At 70.3% G+C, this 15,044-nt stretch carries 19 protein-coding genes; 7 read left to right on the forward strand and 12 right to left on the reverse strand.

Features of this window, described 5'->3' with window-relative positions:
• Positions 1-21 precede the first annotated feature (21 nt).
• Together ACZ55A_RS24030 and ACZ55A_RS24035 are read right to left on the reverse strand one after the other, a co-directional pair.
• Positions 22-480 carry a pyridoxamine 5'-phosphate oxidase family protein gene (locus ACZ55A_RS24030; RefSeq protein ID WP_468843531.1) on the reverse strand — a complete coding sequence of 153 codons (459 nt, stop codon included), beginning with the start codon at positions 478-480 and terminating at the stop codon, positions 22-24.
• Positions 481-566: 86 nt separating this feature from the next.
• The gene (locus tag ACZ55A_RS24035) at positions 567-1,226 is read right to left on the reverse strand and encodes an HhH-GDP family DNA glycosylase (protein ID WP_468843534.1); all 660 of its coding nucleotides are present in this window, start codon (positions 1,224-1,226) and stop codon (positions 567-569) included.
• 257 nt (positions 1,227-1,483) lie between these two features.
• Between ACZ55A_RS24035 and ACZ55A_RS24040 the strand changes: the two genes are divergently transcribed.
• A complete protein-coding gene (locus tag ACZ55A_RS24040; RefSeq protein ID WP_468843536.1) occupies positions 1,484-2,524 on the forward strand; it encodes a cation diffusion facilitator family transporter in 1,041 nt (346 codons plus the stop codon).
• Between the two features lie 11 nt (positions 2,525-2,535).
• Here ACZ55A_RS24040 and ligD read toward each other — a convergent pair whose 3' ends face one another.
• Positions 2,536-3,504 (reverse strand): non-homologous end-joining DNA ligase, encoded by a 969-nt coding sequence (gene ligD / locus ACZ55A_RS24045; RefSeq protein ID WP_468843538.1) that lies wholly within the window; start codon positions 3,502-3,504, stop codon positions 2,536-2,538.
• A gap of 680 nt (positions 3,505-4,184) precedes the next feature.
• Between ligD and ACZ55A_RS24050 the strand changes: the two genes are divergently transcribed.
• The 4 genes from ACZ55A_RS24050 (at position 4,185) to ACZ55A_RS24065 (ending at position 7,462) form a co-directional block, all read left to right on the forward strand.
• On the forward strand, positions 4,185-4,586 hold the full coding sequence (locus ACZ55A_RS24050) for a DUF7144 family membrane protein (protein WP_468843541.1): 402 nt from the start codon (positions 4,185-4,187) through the stop codon (positions 4,584-4,586).
• 19 nt (positions 4,587-4,605) lie between these two features.
• Positions 4,606-6,006: a DUF2252 domain-containing protein gene (locus tag ACZ55A_RS24055; protein WP_468843544.1), complete on the forward strand. Its 1,401-nt coding sequence runs from the start codon at positions 4,606-4,608 to the stop codon at positions 6,004-6,006.
• A 109-nt stretch (positions 6,007-6,115) separates the two neighbouring features.
• On the forward strand, positions 6,116-7,138 hold the full coding sequence (ku, locus tag ACZ55A_RS24060; protein WP_468843546.1) for a non-homologous end joining protein Ku: 1,023 nt from the start codon (positions 6,116-6,118) through the stop codon (positions 7,136-7,138).
• Between the two features lie 96 nt (positions 7,139-7,234).
• Positions 7,235-7,462, forward strand: coding sequence for a DUF6458 family protein (locus ACZ55A_RS24065; RefSeq protein WP_468843548.1), 228 nt, complete (start codon positions 7,235-7,237; stop codon positions 7,460-7,462).
• Between the two features lie 32 nt (positions 7,463-7,494).
• Here ACZ55A_RS24065 and ACZ55A_RS24070 read toward each other — a convergent pair whose 3' ends face one another.
• On the reverse strand, positions 7,495-9,066 hold the full coding sequence (locus tag ACZ55A_RS24070; RefSeq protein WP_468843551.1) for an alpha/beta hydrolase: 1,572 nt from the start codon (positions 9,064-9,066) through the stop codon (positions 7,495-7,497).
• Positions 9,067-9,353: 287 nt separating this feature from the next.
• Between ACZ55A_RS24070 and ACZ55A_RS24075 the strand changes: the two genes are divergently transcribed.
• On the forward strand, positions 9,354-10,301 hold the full coding sequence (locus tag ACZ55A_RS24075; RefSeq protein ID WP_468843553.1) for a histone H1-like repetitive region-containing protein: 948 nt from the start codon (positions 9,354-9,356) through the stop codon (positions 10,299-10,301).
• A gap of 6 nt (positions 10,302-10,307) precedes the next feature.
• On the forward strand, positions 10,308-11,282 hold the full coding sequence (locus ACZ55A_RS24080) for an SRPBCC family protein (RefSeq protein WP_468843556.1): 975 nt from the start codon (positions 10,308-10,310) through the stop codon (positions 11,280-11,282).
• 101 nt (positions 11,283-11,383) lie between these two features.
• Here the strand turns inward: ACZ55A_RS24080 and ACZ55A_RS24085 are convergent, their stop codons facing one another.
• The 8 genes from ACZ55A_RS24085 to ACZ55A_RS24120 are packed head-to-tail and all read right to left on the reverse strand — an operon-like array spanning position 11,384 to position 14,965.
• On the reverse strand, positions 11,384-11,557 hold the full coding sequence (locus ACZ55A_RS24085) for a CsbD family protein (RefSeq protein WP_468843559.1): 174 nt from the start codon (positions 11,555-11,557) through the stop codon (positions 11,384-11,386).
• A gap of 33 nt (positions 11,558-11,590) precedes the next feature.
• The gene (locus tag ACZ55A_RS24090) at positions 11,591-11,998 is read right to left on the reverse strand and encodes a gas vesicle protein K (RefSeq protein ID WP_468843561.1); all 408 of its coding nucleotides are present in this window, start codon (positions 11,996-11,998) and stop codon (positions 11,591-11,593) included.
• Positions 11,988-12,233, reverse strand: coding sequence for a gas vesicle protein (locus ACZ55A_RS24095; protein WP_468843564.1), 246 nt, complete (start codon positions 12,231-12,233; stop codon positions 11,988-11,990). The genes ACZ55A_RS24090 and ACZ55A_RS24095 overlap by 11 nt, the downstream gene beginning before the upstream one ends.
• Positions 12,230-13,045: a GvpL/GvpF family gas vesicle protein gene (locus ACZ55A_RS24100; RefSeq protein WP_468843566.1), complete on the reverse strand. Its 816-nt coding sequence runs from the start codon at positions 13,043-13,045 to the stop codon at positions 12,230-12,232. The genes ACZ55A_RS24095 and ACZ55A_RS24100 overlap by 4 nt, the downstream gene beginning before the upstream one ends.
• On the reverse strand, positions 13,042-13,500 hold the full coding sequence (locus tag ACZ55A_RS24105) for a gas vesicle protein (RefSeq protein WP_468843569.1): 459 nt from the start codon (positions 13,498-13,500) through the stop codon (positions 13,042-13,044). The genes ACZ55A_RS24100 and ACZ55A_RS24105 overlap by 4 nt, the downstream gene beginning before the upstream one ends.
• A gap of 21 nt (positions 13,501-13,521) precedes the next feature.
• Complete coding sequence (locus ACZ55A_RS24110) at positions 13,522-13,776, reverse strand: gas vesicle protein GvpG (protein WP_468843571.1); 255 nt, start codon at positions 13,774-13,776, stop codon at positions 13,522-13,524.
• A gap of 10 nt (positions 13,777-13,786) precedes the next feature.
• The gene (locus ACZ55A_RS24115) at positions 13,787-14,500 is read right to left on the reverse strand and encodes a GvpL/GvpF family gas vesicle protein (protein WP_468843574.1); all 714 of its coding nucleotides are present in this window, start codon (positions 14,498-14,500) and stop codon (positions 13,787-13,789) included.
• A gap of 3 nt (positions 14,501-14,503) precedes the next feature.
• The gene (locus tag ACZ55A_RS24120; protein WP_468843575.1) at positions 14,504-14,965 is read right to left on the reverse strand and encodes a gas vesicle structural protein GvpA; all 462 of its coding nucleotides are present in this window, start codon (positions 14,963-14,965) and stop codon (positions 14,504-14,506) included.
• Positions 14,966-15,044: the final 79 nt, after the last annotated feature.

Here is a 15,044-nt window from a genome sequence, read left to right on the forward strand (position 1 = left end):
AAGGGTGGCTGCGGACCTGCCTCAGCCGCTGATGTCGAGTGCCGTCCCGTACAGCCGGGACACCTTCAGCCGGATGACCACCCGGCGCTCGGCGACCAACTGCTCCAGGAACGCCGCTTCATCCTGCGGCTTTGCGGCCTCCGGCACCATCGCGAGCAGCTCTCGCCCGGTCGCATCGCCCGGTGAGGTCGTGATCTCGGAGACCTCGGCCTCCCCCTCGGCGACGGCGAACGACCATACGTCGCCGCCGGGAACATGCACGGCCGCGCGCGGGTCACGCCGGAGTTGCTTGACCTTGATGCGGTCGGCAGTGGTGGAGAACCGCACGATGCGCGCTTCGGCGTCCCAGTGGTAGAGCATGGTGGTGAGATGAGGATGGCCGCTGCGCTTATTGGTGGCGAGGGTGCCGAACTGCTGAGTGCTCAGCAGTTCGGAGAGGGCGTCTTCGGACAGGGAGCGGGGTGCCGGGCCTTGAGTCATGTCGTGAGTAACTTCCGCGTGTGCCCGGGCATTCCACGGTAGCCGGAATTCGGGCCACACTTTTCGCAACAGGCCCTGGGGGCGCCTCAGGCGTGCGCCGCCTCCAGGACGTCGTCCACGACGGACTTGTCCAGTGCCGCGCGCACCAGCGCCGAGGCGAAGGCGGCGGTGTCCTCCTTGCCGACCAGCCGCGCCAGCTTTCCGCCGTCGTCCGGCAGGCCCAGCCGCTCCGCGCCCTGGACGGCCTTGGCATCCAGGTACGGGGCGAACTCGGTCCATACGCCCTGCACTTCGCGCAGGAAGATACTGGCGCCCGCCGGCCCGATGCCCGGTACCGCACGCAGTGCGTCGCGCAGCGCGTCGGCGTCCCCGTCCGCCGCCTCCCGCATCCGCCGCAGATCGCCGCCGTACTCGTCCAGCAGCAGCCGTGCACCGTCCCCGAGCTGGGTGGAGGTGCGCTCGTCATAGCGCCGGTAGCCGCCCTCACCCAGGGCGTCGACCCGCTGCTGCCAGGTCGCCTCCGCCATCCGGCGCGGGGTGCGCAGTCCCGCGTCGAACAGGGCGCGGGCCGCCGCCACGGCCACCGAGGCACGGATCCGCGCACTGAGCAGACCGGCCAGTACCAGCGTCTGGTACAGCGGCTGCGGGGTGTTTCCCAGCCGGATGCCGGCCTGCGCCGCATAGGTCGTGCCGTGCCGTTCCAGCAGGGTCTGCGCAAGGGCCCGCTGTCCGCCGCGGGGGCTCACCGGGTGCCTCCGCGCGGACGCGGGGGGTCGAGGGGGAAATTCCCGGCCATCCTCGGTCCTCCGTCATTCCGTCGTTCCGCCGTTTGGATCGACTTTCGATCCGTTTTCGATCGGTTTGCTCTCTCAGCCTCCCCGGTCCGCGGATCAGGAAACAGCCCGCTGCTCCGTGGGGCGCAATGCCGCCGCAGGGCGTGCGCGGCCCGGTCCCGGCGGCTACGCTCACGTCGGCTGTCCGACCGACGACGCGGAGGCGACGCTTGACGGACGACGCGAAGGGCGGGGCGGACGCCAGGACCGCGGTCACGGTTTTTGTGGCGCTCGCCGCCAATCTGGTGATTGCGCTGGCCAAGCTGCTGGGTGGACTCTTCGCGGGCTCACCGGCGCTGCTTTCCGAGGCCGCCCATTCGGTCGCCGACAGCCTCAATGAGCTGTTTCTGCTGGCCTCACTCAAGCGCAGCACACGGGCGCCCGATGCCCGGCATCCCTTCGGTTATGGAAAAGAGCGGTATTTCTGGTCGCTGCTCGCCGCCGTCGGAATCTTCGTCATGGGCGGCTGTTTCTCGTTCTTCGAGGGCATCGAGGCGCTGCGCTCGGGCCATGCGGAGAGCCGGACCGGCTATCTGGTCGGGCTCGCCGTGCTGTTCGTCGCCCTGATCGCCGAGGGCTCCTCGCTCCTGCGCGCCCTGGTGCAGGTCCACGGCCAGGCGCGGACGACCGGCCGCAGCATGCGGGCGGCGATCCGTACGGCCGACGATCCCGCGTTGCGGACGGTGCTGGCCGAGGACGCCACCGCTTGCTTCGGTGTGCTGGTCGCGATGGCCGGCATGGGGCTGCATCTGCTCACCGGGGAGGTGCGCTGGGAGGCCTGGGCCTCGATGATCATCGGCGGGCTGTTGATGTTCGTCGCGTACCAGCTCGCCAAGGAGTCACGGGGCGCGATCATCGGCGAGGCCGCGGACCCGGTGCTGCGCCGGGCGATCCGGCAATTCCTGGACGAGCAGCCGGAGATCGACGCGGTGACCACGCTGCTGTCGATGCGGCTGGGCACCCGCTCGACGCTGATCGCGGCCCGTATCGATCTCGTCGGCGGGCTGGACAGCGAGGAGGTCGAGGAGGTCCTGGTGCGGGTGAAGAGGGCCATGCAGGAGCGGTGGCCGATCGCCGATCAGATCTTCCTGGACGTCACGGAGGCTTCCCCCGGGGACCGGGAGCGGGCCCGGCAGGAGCGCCGAGAGCTCGACGACGCGGTGGTCGCCGAGCGCCGGCGGAGCGCGCCGAAGCGGAAGCCGGAGAGCTGAGCGGCGGCTGTTCACCGCAGGGCGTCGAGCCGCTTGCGGGCGGTGCGCAGCGACCGTCCCCGGGTCGGCACTTTGGACCACGGGCGGGACGCGACCTGTTCCAGCACTCCCTTGAGGTCCCGCAACGACCATCTCTGCGCGGTCAGTTGAGGGTCGTCGAGCTGTTGGTGGCTGATCGGTGCGGCGACCGGGGCGCCCGGCCTCGCCCGTAGCGACCAGGGGGCGACGGCGGTCTGCGCATAGGCGTTGCGCTGGACATCGAGGTAGAGACGGTCGCCGCGCGCCTTCTTGCGTACGGCGGTGGTGAGCCGGTCCGGGTGACGCCCCGCCAGTACCTCGGTCAGGTCCTGGGCGAAGCCGCGCACCGTGTCGAAGTCGCTCCTGCCGTCCAGCGGAACGGTGACGTGCAGCCCCCGCGACCCGGTGGTCATCAAGACGGACGGCAGGCCGAGTTCGTCGAGCAGGCCGAGGAGCGCCCGGGCGGCCTCGCGTACCGCCTCGAAGTCGGAGCCGGGCGGGTCGAGGTCGAAGACCAGCCGGTCGGGGTGGTCGGGCCGGCCGGCCCGGGACAGCCAGCGGTGCAGGGTGAGACAGGCCTGGTCGGCGAGGAAGACCAGGGTGGCCTTGTCGTCGCAGACCGGGTGGGTGACGGTACCGCCCTCCTTGGCGACCTCCGCCCGCCGGATCCAGTCGGGGTAGTGGTCCGGGGTCTCCTTCTGCATGAAGTGCGGGCCGTCCAGCCCCTCTGGAAGCCGTTCCAGCATCAGCGGCCGGTCCCTGAGCTGAGGAACCATGGCCGCGGCCACCTGGCGGTAGTAGTCGATGACATCGGCCTTGGTCAGCCCGTCGTCGGGGAAGAGCACCTTGTCCGGCCGGTGGATCCGCACCGTACGGCGCCCCGCACGCACCGTGTCCGTATCCGTGTCCGCACGTGTGTCCCTGCCGGGCCCGCTGTGCGGACCGTTGGTGGTGTCGTCCATGCGGGCGGGGGTACCCGGCCCGGCGCCGCCCCACTCTCCGTCGTCCGGGTGGCAGCGGTCCGGTCCGTACGCCGCCCGTGTCGCCGCACCGTGCGGGCCATCGCAGAGTGAGTACGTACACAGGCCGCACGGTCCGTTCTCCGTCCGCCGCATGGGCGGCACGGAAACGGCAAGGAGACCCCTATGCCTCAAGAAGCCAGTAGCAGGCACACACCCGCCTATCGGGATCCGGCGCCCCCGACTCCGGGTCCGGGCCCCGGGCCACCAGGACCCACGCCGGGCCCGGGGCCCGGCCCGGTCCCCGCACCCGGCCCCGATCCGGTGCCGCCTCCGGTGCCGGCCCCCGAACCGGACCCCGTTCCGCCGAACCCGGCGCCGCCGACTCCGGGGCCGCAACCGGGACCCGCACCCGATCCGGTGCCCCTGCCCGGTACCACAGGGCGGCCCGGAGCGCCAACCGGGACCCCGGTCCCCACCGGTACGCACGCCCAACGCCCCCGCGGGGACCAGGGATAGCGCACCGGGACAGGTCACCCCTCCACGCCTCCGTCCGCCGTCGGGCACTCCCCGTACACCCGTCCTGACATGCGGATCACCGGCCCCTGTGGAAGCTTGGAGTGAGGGCATGACCGCCGGCGGAACCCTGCCGGCGGCCAGGTTTCTCAAGTGAGGGGTGACCCATGGCCCGTCAGAAGCAGAACGTCGTGGGCGGATGGACGGCATTCGCCGGAGTCCTGATGATCTTCGGTGGTGCGATGACCTTCCTGGAGGGCATCTCCGCCATCGCCAAGGACAATTTCATCGTCACGACACGCAACTACGTCTTCTCCTTCAACCTCACGGGCTGGGGATGGATCCATCTCATCCTGGGCATCGTGATCCTCCTCGCCGGCGTCGCACTGCTCACCAGCGGTGCAACGTGGGCGCGGGTGCTCGGTGTCGTCCTCGCCGGACTCGGCGCGCTCGCCAACTTCCTGTGGATCCCGTACTACCCGTTCTGGGCCATCGTGTTGATCGCCATCGACATCTTCATCATCTGGGCCCTGTGTGCGGGAAACCACCGGCACGCGGCGGTGACCTGACCCGGTGGTGCACGCGGCCATGGCTTCGGAAACCGTGGCAGCCACCGTGCAGGAGCGGACGGAACGGGGCCGGGCACGTCGCGCGGAGGTGCCCCGCTCCGGCCACGAGGAGTACGCCCCCGCGGCCGGCCGGGCCGATCCGGTGGACGTTCTCCAACGCCAGTCGGCCCACCGGGTACCGGAGTTGGTGCCCCTCCGCTACGGCCGGATGCTTCAGTCCCCGTTCCGCTTCTACCGCGGTGCGGCCGGCCTCATGGCGGCCGATCTGGCCACCACCCCGTCGACCGGGCTGGCGGCCCAACTGTGCGGGGACGCCCATCTGCTGAACTTCCGGCTGCTGGCCTCCCCCGAGCGTCATCTGATGTTCGACCTCAACGACTTCGACGAGACCCTGCCGGGCCCGTGGGAGTGGGACGTCAAGCGGCTGGCGGCCAGCCTCGCCATCGCCGGGCGGGCCAATGGCTTCGGTGTGAAGGCGCGGGCCGGCATCGTCCGCGCGGCCTGCGCGGCGTACCGCACATGGATGCGCCGGTATGCGGAGATGCGCACGCTGGAGGTCTGGTACGCGCATGCCGATATGGCCGAGGTCCAGGCCGAGGAGACCGCCGCGCTGGACAGCACGGGGCGGGCGCAGCTGGCCCGGGCCATGGCGAAGGCCCGTACGCGCGACACCGTGCAGGCGTTCCGCAAGCTGACCGAGGTGCGCGACGGCCGGGTACGGATCGCCCCCGATCCGCCGTTGACGGTGCCCCTGGAGGCTCTGCTGCCGGACGCCGAGCGTGAGCAGCTGGCCGGCCAGCTGAGCGGGCTGGTCCAGAGTTACGGCCGCAGCCTGCGGTCGGACCACCGCACTCTGCTGGCGCAGTACCGGGTGGTCGATGTGGCCCGCAAGGTCGTGGGGGTCGGCAGCGTGGGCACCCGCTGCTGGATCCTGCTGCTGCTCGGCAAGGACGAGAACGACCCGCTGCTGCTCCAGGCCAAGGAGGCCGACGAGTCGGTGCTCGCCCCGTACGCGGGGCCGGTCCGGCACACCAACCAGGGCGAACGGGTGGTGGCCGGACAGCGGTTGATGCAGGCGGCCGGTGATGTCTTCCTCGGCTGGGAGCGGACCACCGGCATCGACGGCAGGCAGCGCGACTTCTATGTGCGCCAGTTGCGCGACTGGAAGGGCATCGCCCGGCCCGAGACCATGTCGCCGGGGAGCATGCAGCGGTTCGCGGGGCTGTGCGGGGCCACCCTGGCCCGGGCGCACGCCAGGTCCGGGGACCGGATCGCGATCAGCGCCTACCTGGGCACGAGTGAGGTCTTCGACCGGGCGCTGGCACGGTTCGCGGAGCGCTACGCGGACCAGAACGAGCTCGATCACCAGGCGCTGGCGGAAGCGGTCAGGGCCGGGCGGGTCCCGGCCGAGGCGGAGTGAACGACCACCCGGCAAACCACTCGGACGGCACATCCGGCACCTCACGAGATGTGCCGGATGTCCGAGCTGCCTAGCATGGAGCCGAACGGCAGCGACGAAGGCGGCCCCCATGCGCCCCACGGCGAAGTTCAGCATCAGCTTCGGCCTGGTCACGATCCCGGTCGCCGCATACAACGCCACGGACACCTCGGCGTCCGTCAGCTTTGTGCGCCTGCACACCGCCGACGGCGGGCGGGTGCGCAATCAGCCGGTGTGCTCGCTGGAGGGCGTCGAGATCTCCCCGGACGAGATCGGCCGCGGCTACCGGCCCGGCGACGGCGACGTCGTCGTACCGCTGAGCGACGAGGATCTGGAGGCGCTGCCGCTGCCGACCGCGAAGACCCTGACGATCCTGGCCTTCGTCGCCGGCGGCGACATCGACCCGCTCCAGATGGGCAAGGGCTACTACCTGGGCATCGACAGCCCCGCCGCGGCCAAGCCGTATGTGCTGCTGCGCGACGCGATGGAACGGCACCAGCGGGTCGGGCTCGGCAAGATCGCGCTGCACGGCCGGGAGACGCTGGCCCTGATCCGCCCGATGGAGGGCGCGCTGGTGATGCAGGTGTTGCTGTGGCCGCACCAGATCCGCCCGATGGAGGGCGTGCTGCCCGAACGGCAGGCGGAGGTGCACGCCAACGAGGTGGCGGCGGCGGAGACGCTGATGGACTCCTTCGGTGAGCTGTCGGAGGAGGATGTGCACGATCACTACCGCGAGGCGCTGGAAGAGATCGTGGCGGCGAAGCTGGCGCATCGCGAGCCGGAGTTCGAGGCCGGCGAGGAGCGGCCCGCCGGCCAGGTGATGGACCTGATGGCGGCCCTTCAGGACAGCGTCCGGGCCGCGAAGAGGTCGCGCGGCGAGGACGAGGAGGCGGAGCCGGCCGGGAAGAAGGGTGCGGCGAAGAAGCCGGCCGCGAAGAAGACCGCCGCCAAAGCAGCCACGAAAGCCGCCCCGAAGAAGACCGGCGCCACGGCCGGTACGAAGGCCGCCGCCGGCGGGAAGAGCGCCTCGAAGAAGACCGCGACGGCCAAGAGCGCCGCCAAGAAGACGGCCGCGGCGAAGAAGACCGCGGGCCGCGGACGGCGGGCCGGCTGAGCCCTGCGGCAGGGGGGCCCGGACATAAGCCGACCGCCCGGGGGTACCCGATGCTCAACAGGCATTGTCGTCTCACCAGTTATGGAGGCTGACACCATGGGTATCGGCGGGTGCATCGGTCTGCTCGCGGTGGGGGCGATCCTCACCTTTGCGGTGGACTGGCACATGGCCGGAGTCAATGTCGACCTCGTCGGCGTCATCATGATGATCGTCGGCATCATCGGTCTCGCAACGTATGTGAACATCCTCAAGCGGCGGCGCACCCAGCCGCCGGCCCCCGGCGCACCGGTCGTCGACGTGGAGGACAACCGCTACTACAAGTAGCCCAGATCCACACCGTGTTCGCCCCTGACGGCTCAGTCGCAGGAGGTGCCGTTCCTGGGCATCGCGCCGTCGAGCAGGAAGCCGTCGACATACCGCTGGATACAGCTGTCACCGGTGGTGTAGGCGGCGTGCCCCTCACCGCGGTAGGTCAGCACGGTGCTGTCGTTGTCCAGCGCCTTGGCCATGTGGAGGGCACCCTCGTACGGCGTGGCCGGATCGTTCGTGGTCGCCACCAGCAGCAGCGGTGGCGCGTCGGGGGCCGAGACGTCGCGGGAGGAGTCGTCGCCCTCGACCGGCCAGGCGTAGCAGTCCAGCAGGGTCGGCGCGATGTCCGGGCCGAACAGCGGGGAGGCCTCGGTGAGTTCACGCTCCGCGCGCGGGTAGTCGTCGGCGTCGTAGCGCTCCGAGGTGTCCCGGCAGGAGACCGCCCGCAGGGCCAGCTGGTCCTGCGGCGGCAGGTCGTCCTGACCGGCCTGCCGCACCGGCGCCCGATGCGCTCCGCCGGCCTCACCGGCCTGCCGCACCGGCGCCCGGCGCGCTCCACCGGCCTCGCTGCCCCCGCTGCTGCTGAGCCGGAGGATGCCGGCGCCGTCACCGCGCCGCAGCTGCGCCAGGGCCTGCCGCAGCGCCGGCCAGTCGCTCCGGCTGTACAGCGCCTCCCGCAGCGCATAGACATACGTCGTCTCGTCCACCGTCTCGCCCTTGACCTTCATCGGTGCCTCGCTCAACTTCCGGTACCAGGTGCGGAGTTGATCCTGTGCGCGGGCCCCGTCGGTGCCCAGCGGGCAGCCCTTGTCGTGGATGCAGTCGGCGGCGAAGTCGTCCAGCGCCCGCTGGAAGCCCCTGGCCTGGGCCAGTGCGGTCTGCCAGTTGTTCTTGGTCGGATCCTCGACGCTGTCCAGCACCATCCGGCCGACCTTGTCCGGGAATTCATGGGCGTAGACCGCGCCCAGCTTGCTGCCGTACGAGAAACCCAGGTAGTTGAGCTTGTTGTCGTGGACCGCGGCGCGCAGCACATCCATGTCCCGTGCGACATCGGGGGTGCCGACCCAGCGCAGCAGCCCGCCGGAGTACCGTCCGCAGGCCTCGTTGATGCGCTTCTCCTTGTCGGCCAGGGTGTCGTCGGCGCCGTTGCCGGGGGGCGGGGCCAGCTTGCTGCCGCAGGAGACCGGTTCGGTGTGGCCGGTGCCCCGCGGGTCGAAGCTGACGATGTCGTAGCGCTGGCCCAGCGCGGCGAAGGCGCTCCCGCTGTCGATCAGGTAGTTGACGCCGGAATCACCCGGTCCCCCAGGATTGATCACCAGTGAGCCGAGCCGCTTGCCGGGCCCGGTGGCCCGCAGCCGGATCAACTGGACCTGCATCGTGCTCCGCCCGGGGTCGGCGTAGTCGCGCGGCACCGTCAGACGGGCGCACTCCAGCCGTTCCCGGTACCCGGGCGGTGGTGTGGCGCCCTGACTCTGCGCACTGCCCCGCAGATCCTGGGTGCACGGCTCCCAGGCGAGCCGCTGCTGGTAGAAGCGGGTCAGATCCGGGTCATCGACGGCCACCGCGGCCTGAGTTCCGGTGAGGGCGCCCAGCAGTGCCAGCACGGCGGCCACGGCCATCAGCCGTACCGACGCCCTACGCCGGTGAACACACCGGGCTCCCCCTACTCCCACACGAGACGGTGCACGGCGTGTTCCCGGCATATTCCGAGCCTAGGGCCGTCCCCCAGCTTCCGCACACCTGCCGCCGGAGCACGCCGAAGGCCCTTGCGACAGGCCGTTGACCCGTACGGCGCAGCGCCGCCGAGCCCCACCATCGGACCGCTCAAGATGCGCACGTCATCACACGGATCACTCTTGAAGTATGGCGCCGATACGCAGCACGCTCAGGAAAAGGTGACGCATTCATGGACGAGAGAACCAAGATCATGCTCGCCGCCGCACTGGCCGGCGGGTACGTGCTGGGCCGTACGAAGAAGGGCCGGTTCGCTCTCACCGTCGCGTCCTACCTGGCCGGGAAGCAATTGGGGCTGGAGCCGCGCCAGCTGCTGACCGAGGGCGCGCGCCGGCTCGGGCAGATCCCCCAGGTCGCGGAGCTGGGCGAGCAGGTGCGCGGTGAGGTCATGGAGGCCGGCCGGAAGGCCGTGACGGCTGCCGCCAACCGCCGGCTGAGCGAGTTCGCCGACACGCTGCACGACCGTACCCGCCACCTCGAAACCGGCCTGTTGCCGGAGGAGGAAGAGGAAGAGGAAGAGGAGGAGTACGAGGAGGAGGGCGAGCCCGAGGAGGAAGAGGAAGAAGAGGAGCCCGAGGAAGAAGAGGGCGAGGAAGAGCCCGAGGAGGAGTACGAGGGCGAAGAAGAAGAGCCGGAGGAAGAGGAAGAAGAGGAAGAAGAGCCGGAGGAGGAGCCCGAGGAGCGGCCCCGCCGGCGCGCGCCCCGCCGCGGAGCCCCGGCGAAGCAGGCCGGACGGCGGCCGGCGGCGAAGAAGGCCCCGGCAAAGAAGACCGCGGCAAAGAAGACGGCCGCGAAGAAGACGGCCGCGAAGAAAACTGCCGCGAAGCGACCCGCGGCGAAGAAGACCACAGCAAAGAAAGCCGCGGCCAAGAAGACCACCGCCAAGAAGGCACCTGCGAAGAAGGCCGCCGTCAAGAAGACCGCCCCGGCGAAAAAGGCACCCGCCAAAAAGACCGCGGCAAAGAAGACCACCGCGAAGAAAGCGGCCAAGAAGACCGCGGCGAAAAAGACCACCGCGAAGAGGAGCACCGCCAAAAAGGCACCTGCGAAGAAGGCCGCCGCCAAGAAAACCACCCAGACCGCAAAGAAGACTTCATCGCGCGGCAGGAGCCGGAGGTAACCGGGTATGGCCAAGACCGGAGAGGGCAACGTGGACTCGGGGCTCGATCGACTGCGTGGGGAACTCGGCGACTTCGTGACGGCATGGGTCGGGAATCTGGCCGAACGCGCCGGCGACAAGCTCGTCGATGTGACGGGCCAGCTCACCGACGTCGCCGAGAACGGCGGATCGCTGTCGAAAGTCGGAGCCAGCCTGCTGGGGGGCGATTCCCCCCTCAAGGCCGTGCTGTCCGGAACGGCGAAGAACGTCAAGGAAAACGTCGTGGGGAAGGCCAAGGAGGTCTTCGGTGGCGGAAAGGGAAAGGGCCGCTCGGGCGACCAGAAGGTCACCAACATCATCGAGGTGCTCGATGTCGGGGTGCCGCTGCGTACCGCCTACGACCACTGGACGCAGTACGAGAAGTTCAACACCTTCACCAAGGGCGTCCGCAGCGTCTCGGTGAGTGACGAGACGACCAGTGACTGGAAGGCCAAGGTCGGCCCGTCGACCCGGGGCTGGAAGGCGACCATCCTGGAGCAGATACCGGACGACCGCATCGTCTGGACGTCCGAGGGCGCCAAGGGAACGACCCGCGGTGCGGTCAGCTTCCACGAACTGGCGCCCAATCTGACCCGCATCGTGCTGGTCGTCGAGTACTACGCCTCGGGCTTCTTCGAGAAGACCGGAAATCTGTGGCGCGCCCAGGGACGGCGGCTGCGGCTGGACTTCAAGCACTTCCAGCGCTACGTGACGCTCACCGACGAGGAGCCGGAGGGCTGGCGCGGCGAGGTGCGCGACGGCGAGGTCGTACGGACCCATGAGGAGGCCGTGGAGGAGGAAGAGAGGGAAGAGGGCGAAGAGGGCGAAGAGGGGGAAGAGGAAGGCGAGGAGTACGAGGAGGGGGAGGACGAGGCCGAGGAAGGCGAGGAGGAAGAAGGGGAGGAAGACGAAGGCGAGGAGGGGGACGAGGAGGAGTACGAGGACGAGGAAGAGGAGGAGTAGGCGGCGGGGAGACGTCAGGCCGGTGGCGCCCCGCACACAGGCGGGGCGCCACCGGCCGGGGCCCGGCGCCGAACCTGGTTCGGGCCGGGCCGTGGTGACGGTCAGTGCTTGAGCGAGCGCTTGCCCCTTTCCACTGCCTCCTTCACTTTCCCCATGGCCTTTTCGGCCATGCCTTTACGCTCCATGCTTTTGTCGCCGATCGTCCTTCCGGTGGTTTCCTTTGCCTTTCCTCGGCCTATATCACCGAGGTTCTTCGCTCTCTTTCCGATGCCCATCTTCTGCTCCCGTCGTTCCTGTTCGGTCGGCCGTCATTCGGACGGTGGCAACAAGGTCCCGAGAGGTCCGAGATCCAGATTGAGGTCCTGCATGGTCAGGTCGTACCGGGCGCAGAGTTCCACCATCCGGCTGTGGAGGATCATCAGCGTCGCTCCCAGCCGTTCTTCCTGCTCCTCGGTGAGGTCGCCGGCGTCCACCCGCTGGAGGGCCTGGCGTTCCATGAGCTGCCGCAGCAGCTCGACGAGGGTGAGAACGAGTTTGATCAGGTCCCGTTCAACGGTGTCGGGGTCGGTGCTGATCCGGTGGGCGGGGCCGCGCGGCGCCCCGCCGGCCCGGGGCGCGGTGTCCTGCGGCGCCGCGGGCAGCAGACGGAACGCGCGGTCCGCCGCGTCGGCGACATCGTCGAAGCGCCCGCCCGGCCGGTGACCGTCAGTCGTCATGGCCGTCTCGCAGCGCTGGAGTGGTGGACCAGGGCCCGGGGTTGCGTTCGCTGATGGAGACGATCAGCGCACGCAGCGAGATGCGGACGAGGTCGATGTCGGCTATGGACAGCACCACGTCCCCGGTGAGGACCACACCACCGCTGAGCAGCCGGTCCAGCAGGTCGATCAGTGCGATCTGCCGGTCCGGCAGCGGCTCGTCCGCCGTGGCCGGCGGCCCGCCCACCGCTCTCACGGTGCGGCTCGCTTCACCGGTTCGGCTTCGGCGGGGGTGGCGAAGGAGTACGGGGCCCAGGGCCCGGTGACCTCGACACGTACGCCGGGAAACCCCTCCGCGGTCTGCTCCACGTCGGTGCGGAAGCTCTCGGCGTGCTCCTGTGGGAGGAGGTAGGAGTCGTTGACGACGTTCTCGCCCGGGCCGTGGGCGAGTTCGCCCTGCTGCGGCCGGTGCTGGACCCGGTCGACGGCGTGCGCGCGGGCGGCGGTCTCGATGCGCCTGGCCACCTGTTCGGCCTCGCGGTAGGCGTCCTCGCGGGCGTGCCGCTGCGCCTTGCGGTGGCTGAGGTAGGCCCGCCCGGGGCTCAGGCCCGCGTCCGCCGGCGGTCCGGGCGGCGGGGCGGCCTCCTCGGCGGCCTCGACGTAGACCTTGACGCCCCACTCCACCTGCGCGTCCAGTGCGGACAGCCGCTCGGCGAAGGCCTCCCGGCGGGCTTCGAGCATCTGCCGCACCCGCTCGTCGTCGAGGTAGACGGTCGCCAGCCGGAGCGGCAGGACGGTGGTGCGGGCGGCCAGCGCCTCGATGACCCGGTGGTGGGCCCGGGCGACCGCCTCCAGCCAGTCCAGGTCCTCCAGGTGGGCGCGCAGCGCGTCCTCGTCGAAGTCCTGGGCGGGCACCGCGCTCACGGCGACGACCACCTGCGCATCGGGCCCCGCGCGCACCAGACGCACCGGGGCGTCCGCGACCCCGGGCAGTCCGGCCAGCGCCTCCTCCAGCGAGCCGTCGGTGTCCCGGGCCACCGCGTACGCGTAGCTGACGGCCTCGGTCATGGTTCATCCCGCTTCTTGCGGCGGGGGCTGGGCTCCGCCCGCTTGCGGCTGCTGCCACTGCTGCGCGACGAGCTCGACGTGCGCGAGGTGCCGGTGCTCTCCTCGGCCGGCGGCAGCTCACCGCCCTCGCGCAGCGCCTCGATCTCGGCGCGCAGCCGCTTGTTCTCGTCGGCGAGCGAGCGGTAGCCGTCGGAGGCGCGGGACGACAGCGCGGGATCGTGCTCCCACCAGTCGATGCCCATCTCCTTCGCCTTGTCGACCGAGGCGACCAGCAGCCGCAGTTTGATGGTGAGCAGTTCGATGTCCAGGAGGTTGATCTGGATGTCGCCGGCAATGACGATGCCCTTGTCCAGGACCCGTTCGAGGATGTCGGCGAGGTTCGCCGAGGACCCCTGGCCGTACGAGCCTGCTCTGGACGGGTAGTCGCCCAGCCTCCTGGCGACGGGTTCGTTCACGGCCGCTCCCTCGGTTCACGCTCAGGTGTCGGTGCCCAGCTCATGCGCCCTGATCTCTTCCAGCCGGTCCAGCAGTTCGTCCTCCCGCCGGTCGAAGGTCTCCTCGTCGATCTCACCGTCCAGCAGCGCCTGTTCGAGCGCGGCGAGTTCCCGCTCGATGGGCGCCGGGTCGTAGTACTCGCTCTCCGCGGCCTCGACCACCCGCTCCATGACCCAGGCGACACCGCGTACCGGTGACAGCGGAAGGGTGGCGAGGTGGGTCAGCAGTCCGGCCATGAGGTTCTCCCTAGACGAAGCTGTAGGGCGGCAGCGGGCCGCGCAGCCGCAGGTCGAAGTCGCCGCCCAGTTCGTCGGCGAGCTCCTTCTCGGCGGTGCGGAAGTCGTCGTCGCGGTCCCGGTTCACCAGGAAGGACACGCTCAGGAAGTCGTCCCCGGTCGCCTGCGACACGCGTTCCTCCCGGGCGAGGTCGCGCAGCGACTCGACGATCTGGGCGGCGAGCCGGTCCTGACGGGCCTCCACTTCCTGGGCGACCATCTCGCCGAGGGCGAGCGGGGCGTCCGGGCCGCCGCGGCCGCTTCTGATCTCCTCGTTGAGCGCGCGTGCGTCATCGGATTCCAGAAGGATCTGACGCAGCAGCGCCTCCTCGTCCTGGGCGGCCTTGAGGTGGTACTCCACGCAGCCCTCCAGCGCCTCGAGCCGTTCGGTGAACTCCTCCTCCCGTTCCTCCAGCACCTCGCGTACCGCGTCGTCGTCCTCGGTCGTGAAGCCGAACTGGAGGGGCAGGACCGTGCCGTCGGCCATCAGCCGTTCCTGGACGGCCTGGTGGGCGGCGAGGTCCCGGCGTTTGGCCCGTAGGTCCTCGGGCGCGTCGCTGAGCACCGCGGACAGCACGTCGGTCTGCACCGTGCGCAGGGCGGCCGGCGGGTCGCCCACACCGTCCAGGCCGTCGAGACGCTGGGGGTGGGAGGCCCCGACGATGGAGTAGACGTAAACGGCCATGGCTCACTCCTTCCGATGCCGCACCGGTCGACGGGCCGAGCGCTCCCGCTTGGCCGCGGGCTCCTTCTGCCGCTCCTCGGTCTCCGCTTCCTCGTCCTCGTCGCCGCCTCCCTTGAGGGCGTCGGCCACCGCTTCCGCGGCTCCGCTCAAGGCCCCCTTGGCCTTGCCGTGCGAGCCGCCCTCGGTCACCTCGCCGACGAGGTCCGTGAGCTCCTGGGGCTTCTTGCGCCCGGCCTCCAGGTCGAGGCGGTTGCAGGCCTCCGCGAAGCGCAGGTAGGTGTCGACGCTCGCCACGACGATGCGGGCATCGACCTTGAGGATCTCTATGCCCACCAGCGACACCCGCGCGAAGACGTCGATGACCAGACCGCGGTCCAGGATCAGATCGAGAATGTCGTAGAGGTTGCCGGAGCTTGCTCCCCCGCCCCGGGCAACGGCCCCTTGGCCTTGCGGCACCACAGTCACGGTGCCTCCCTTCACCGGCCCGCCCCACTCGTGGAGGGGCCGTCTCGGTTCGCGTGGCGAACAGCGCCGGAGCGCGGCC

It is taken from the genome of Streptomyces sp. NPDC034111, assembly GCF_055575375.1.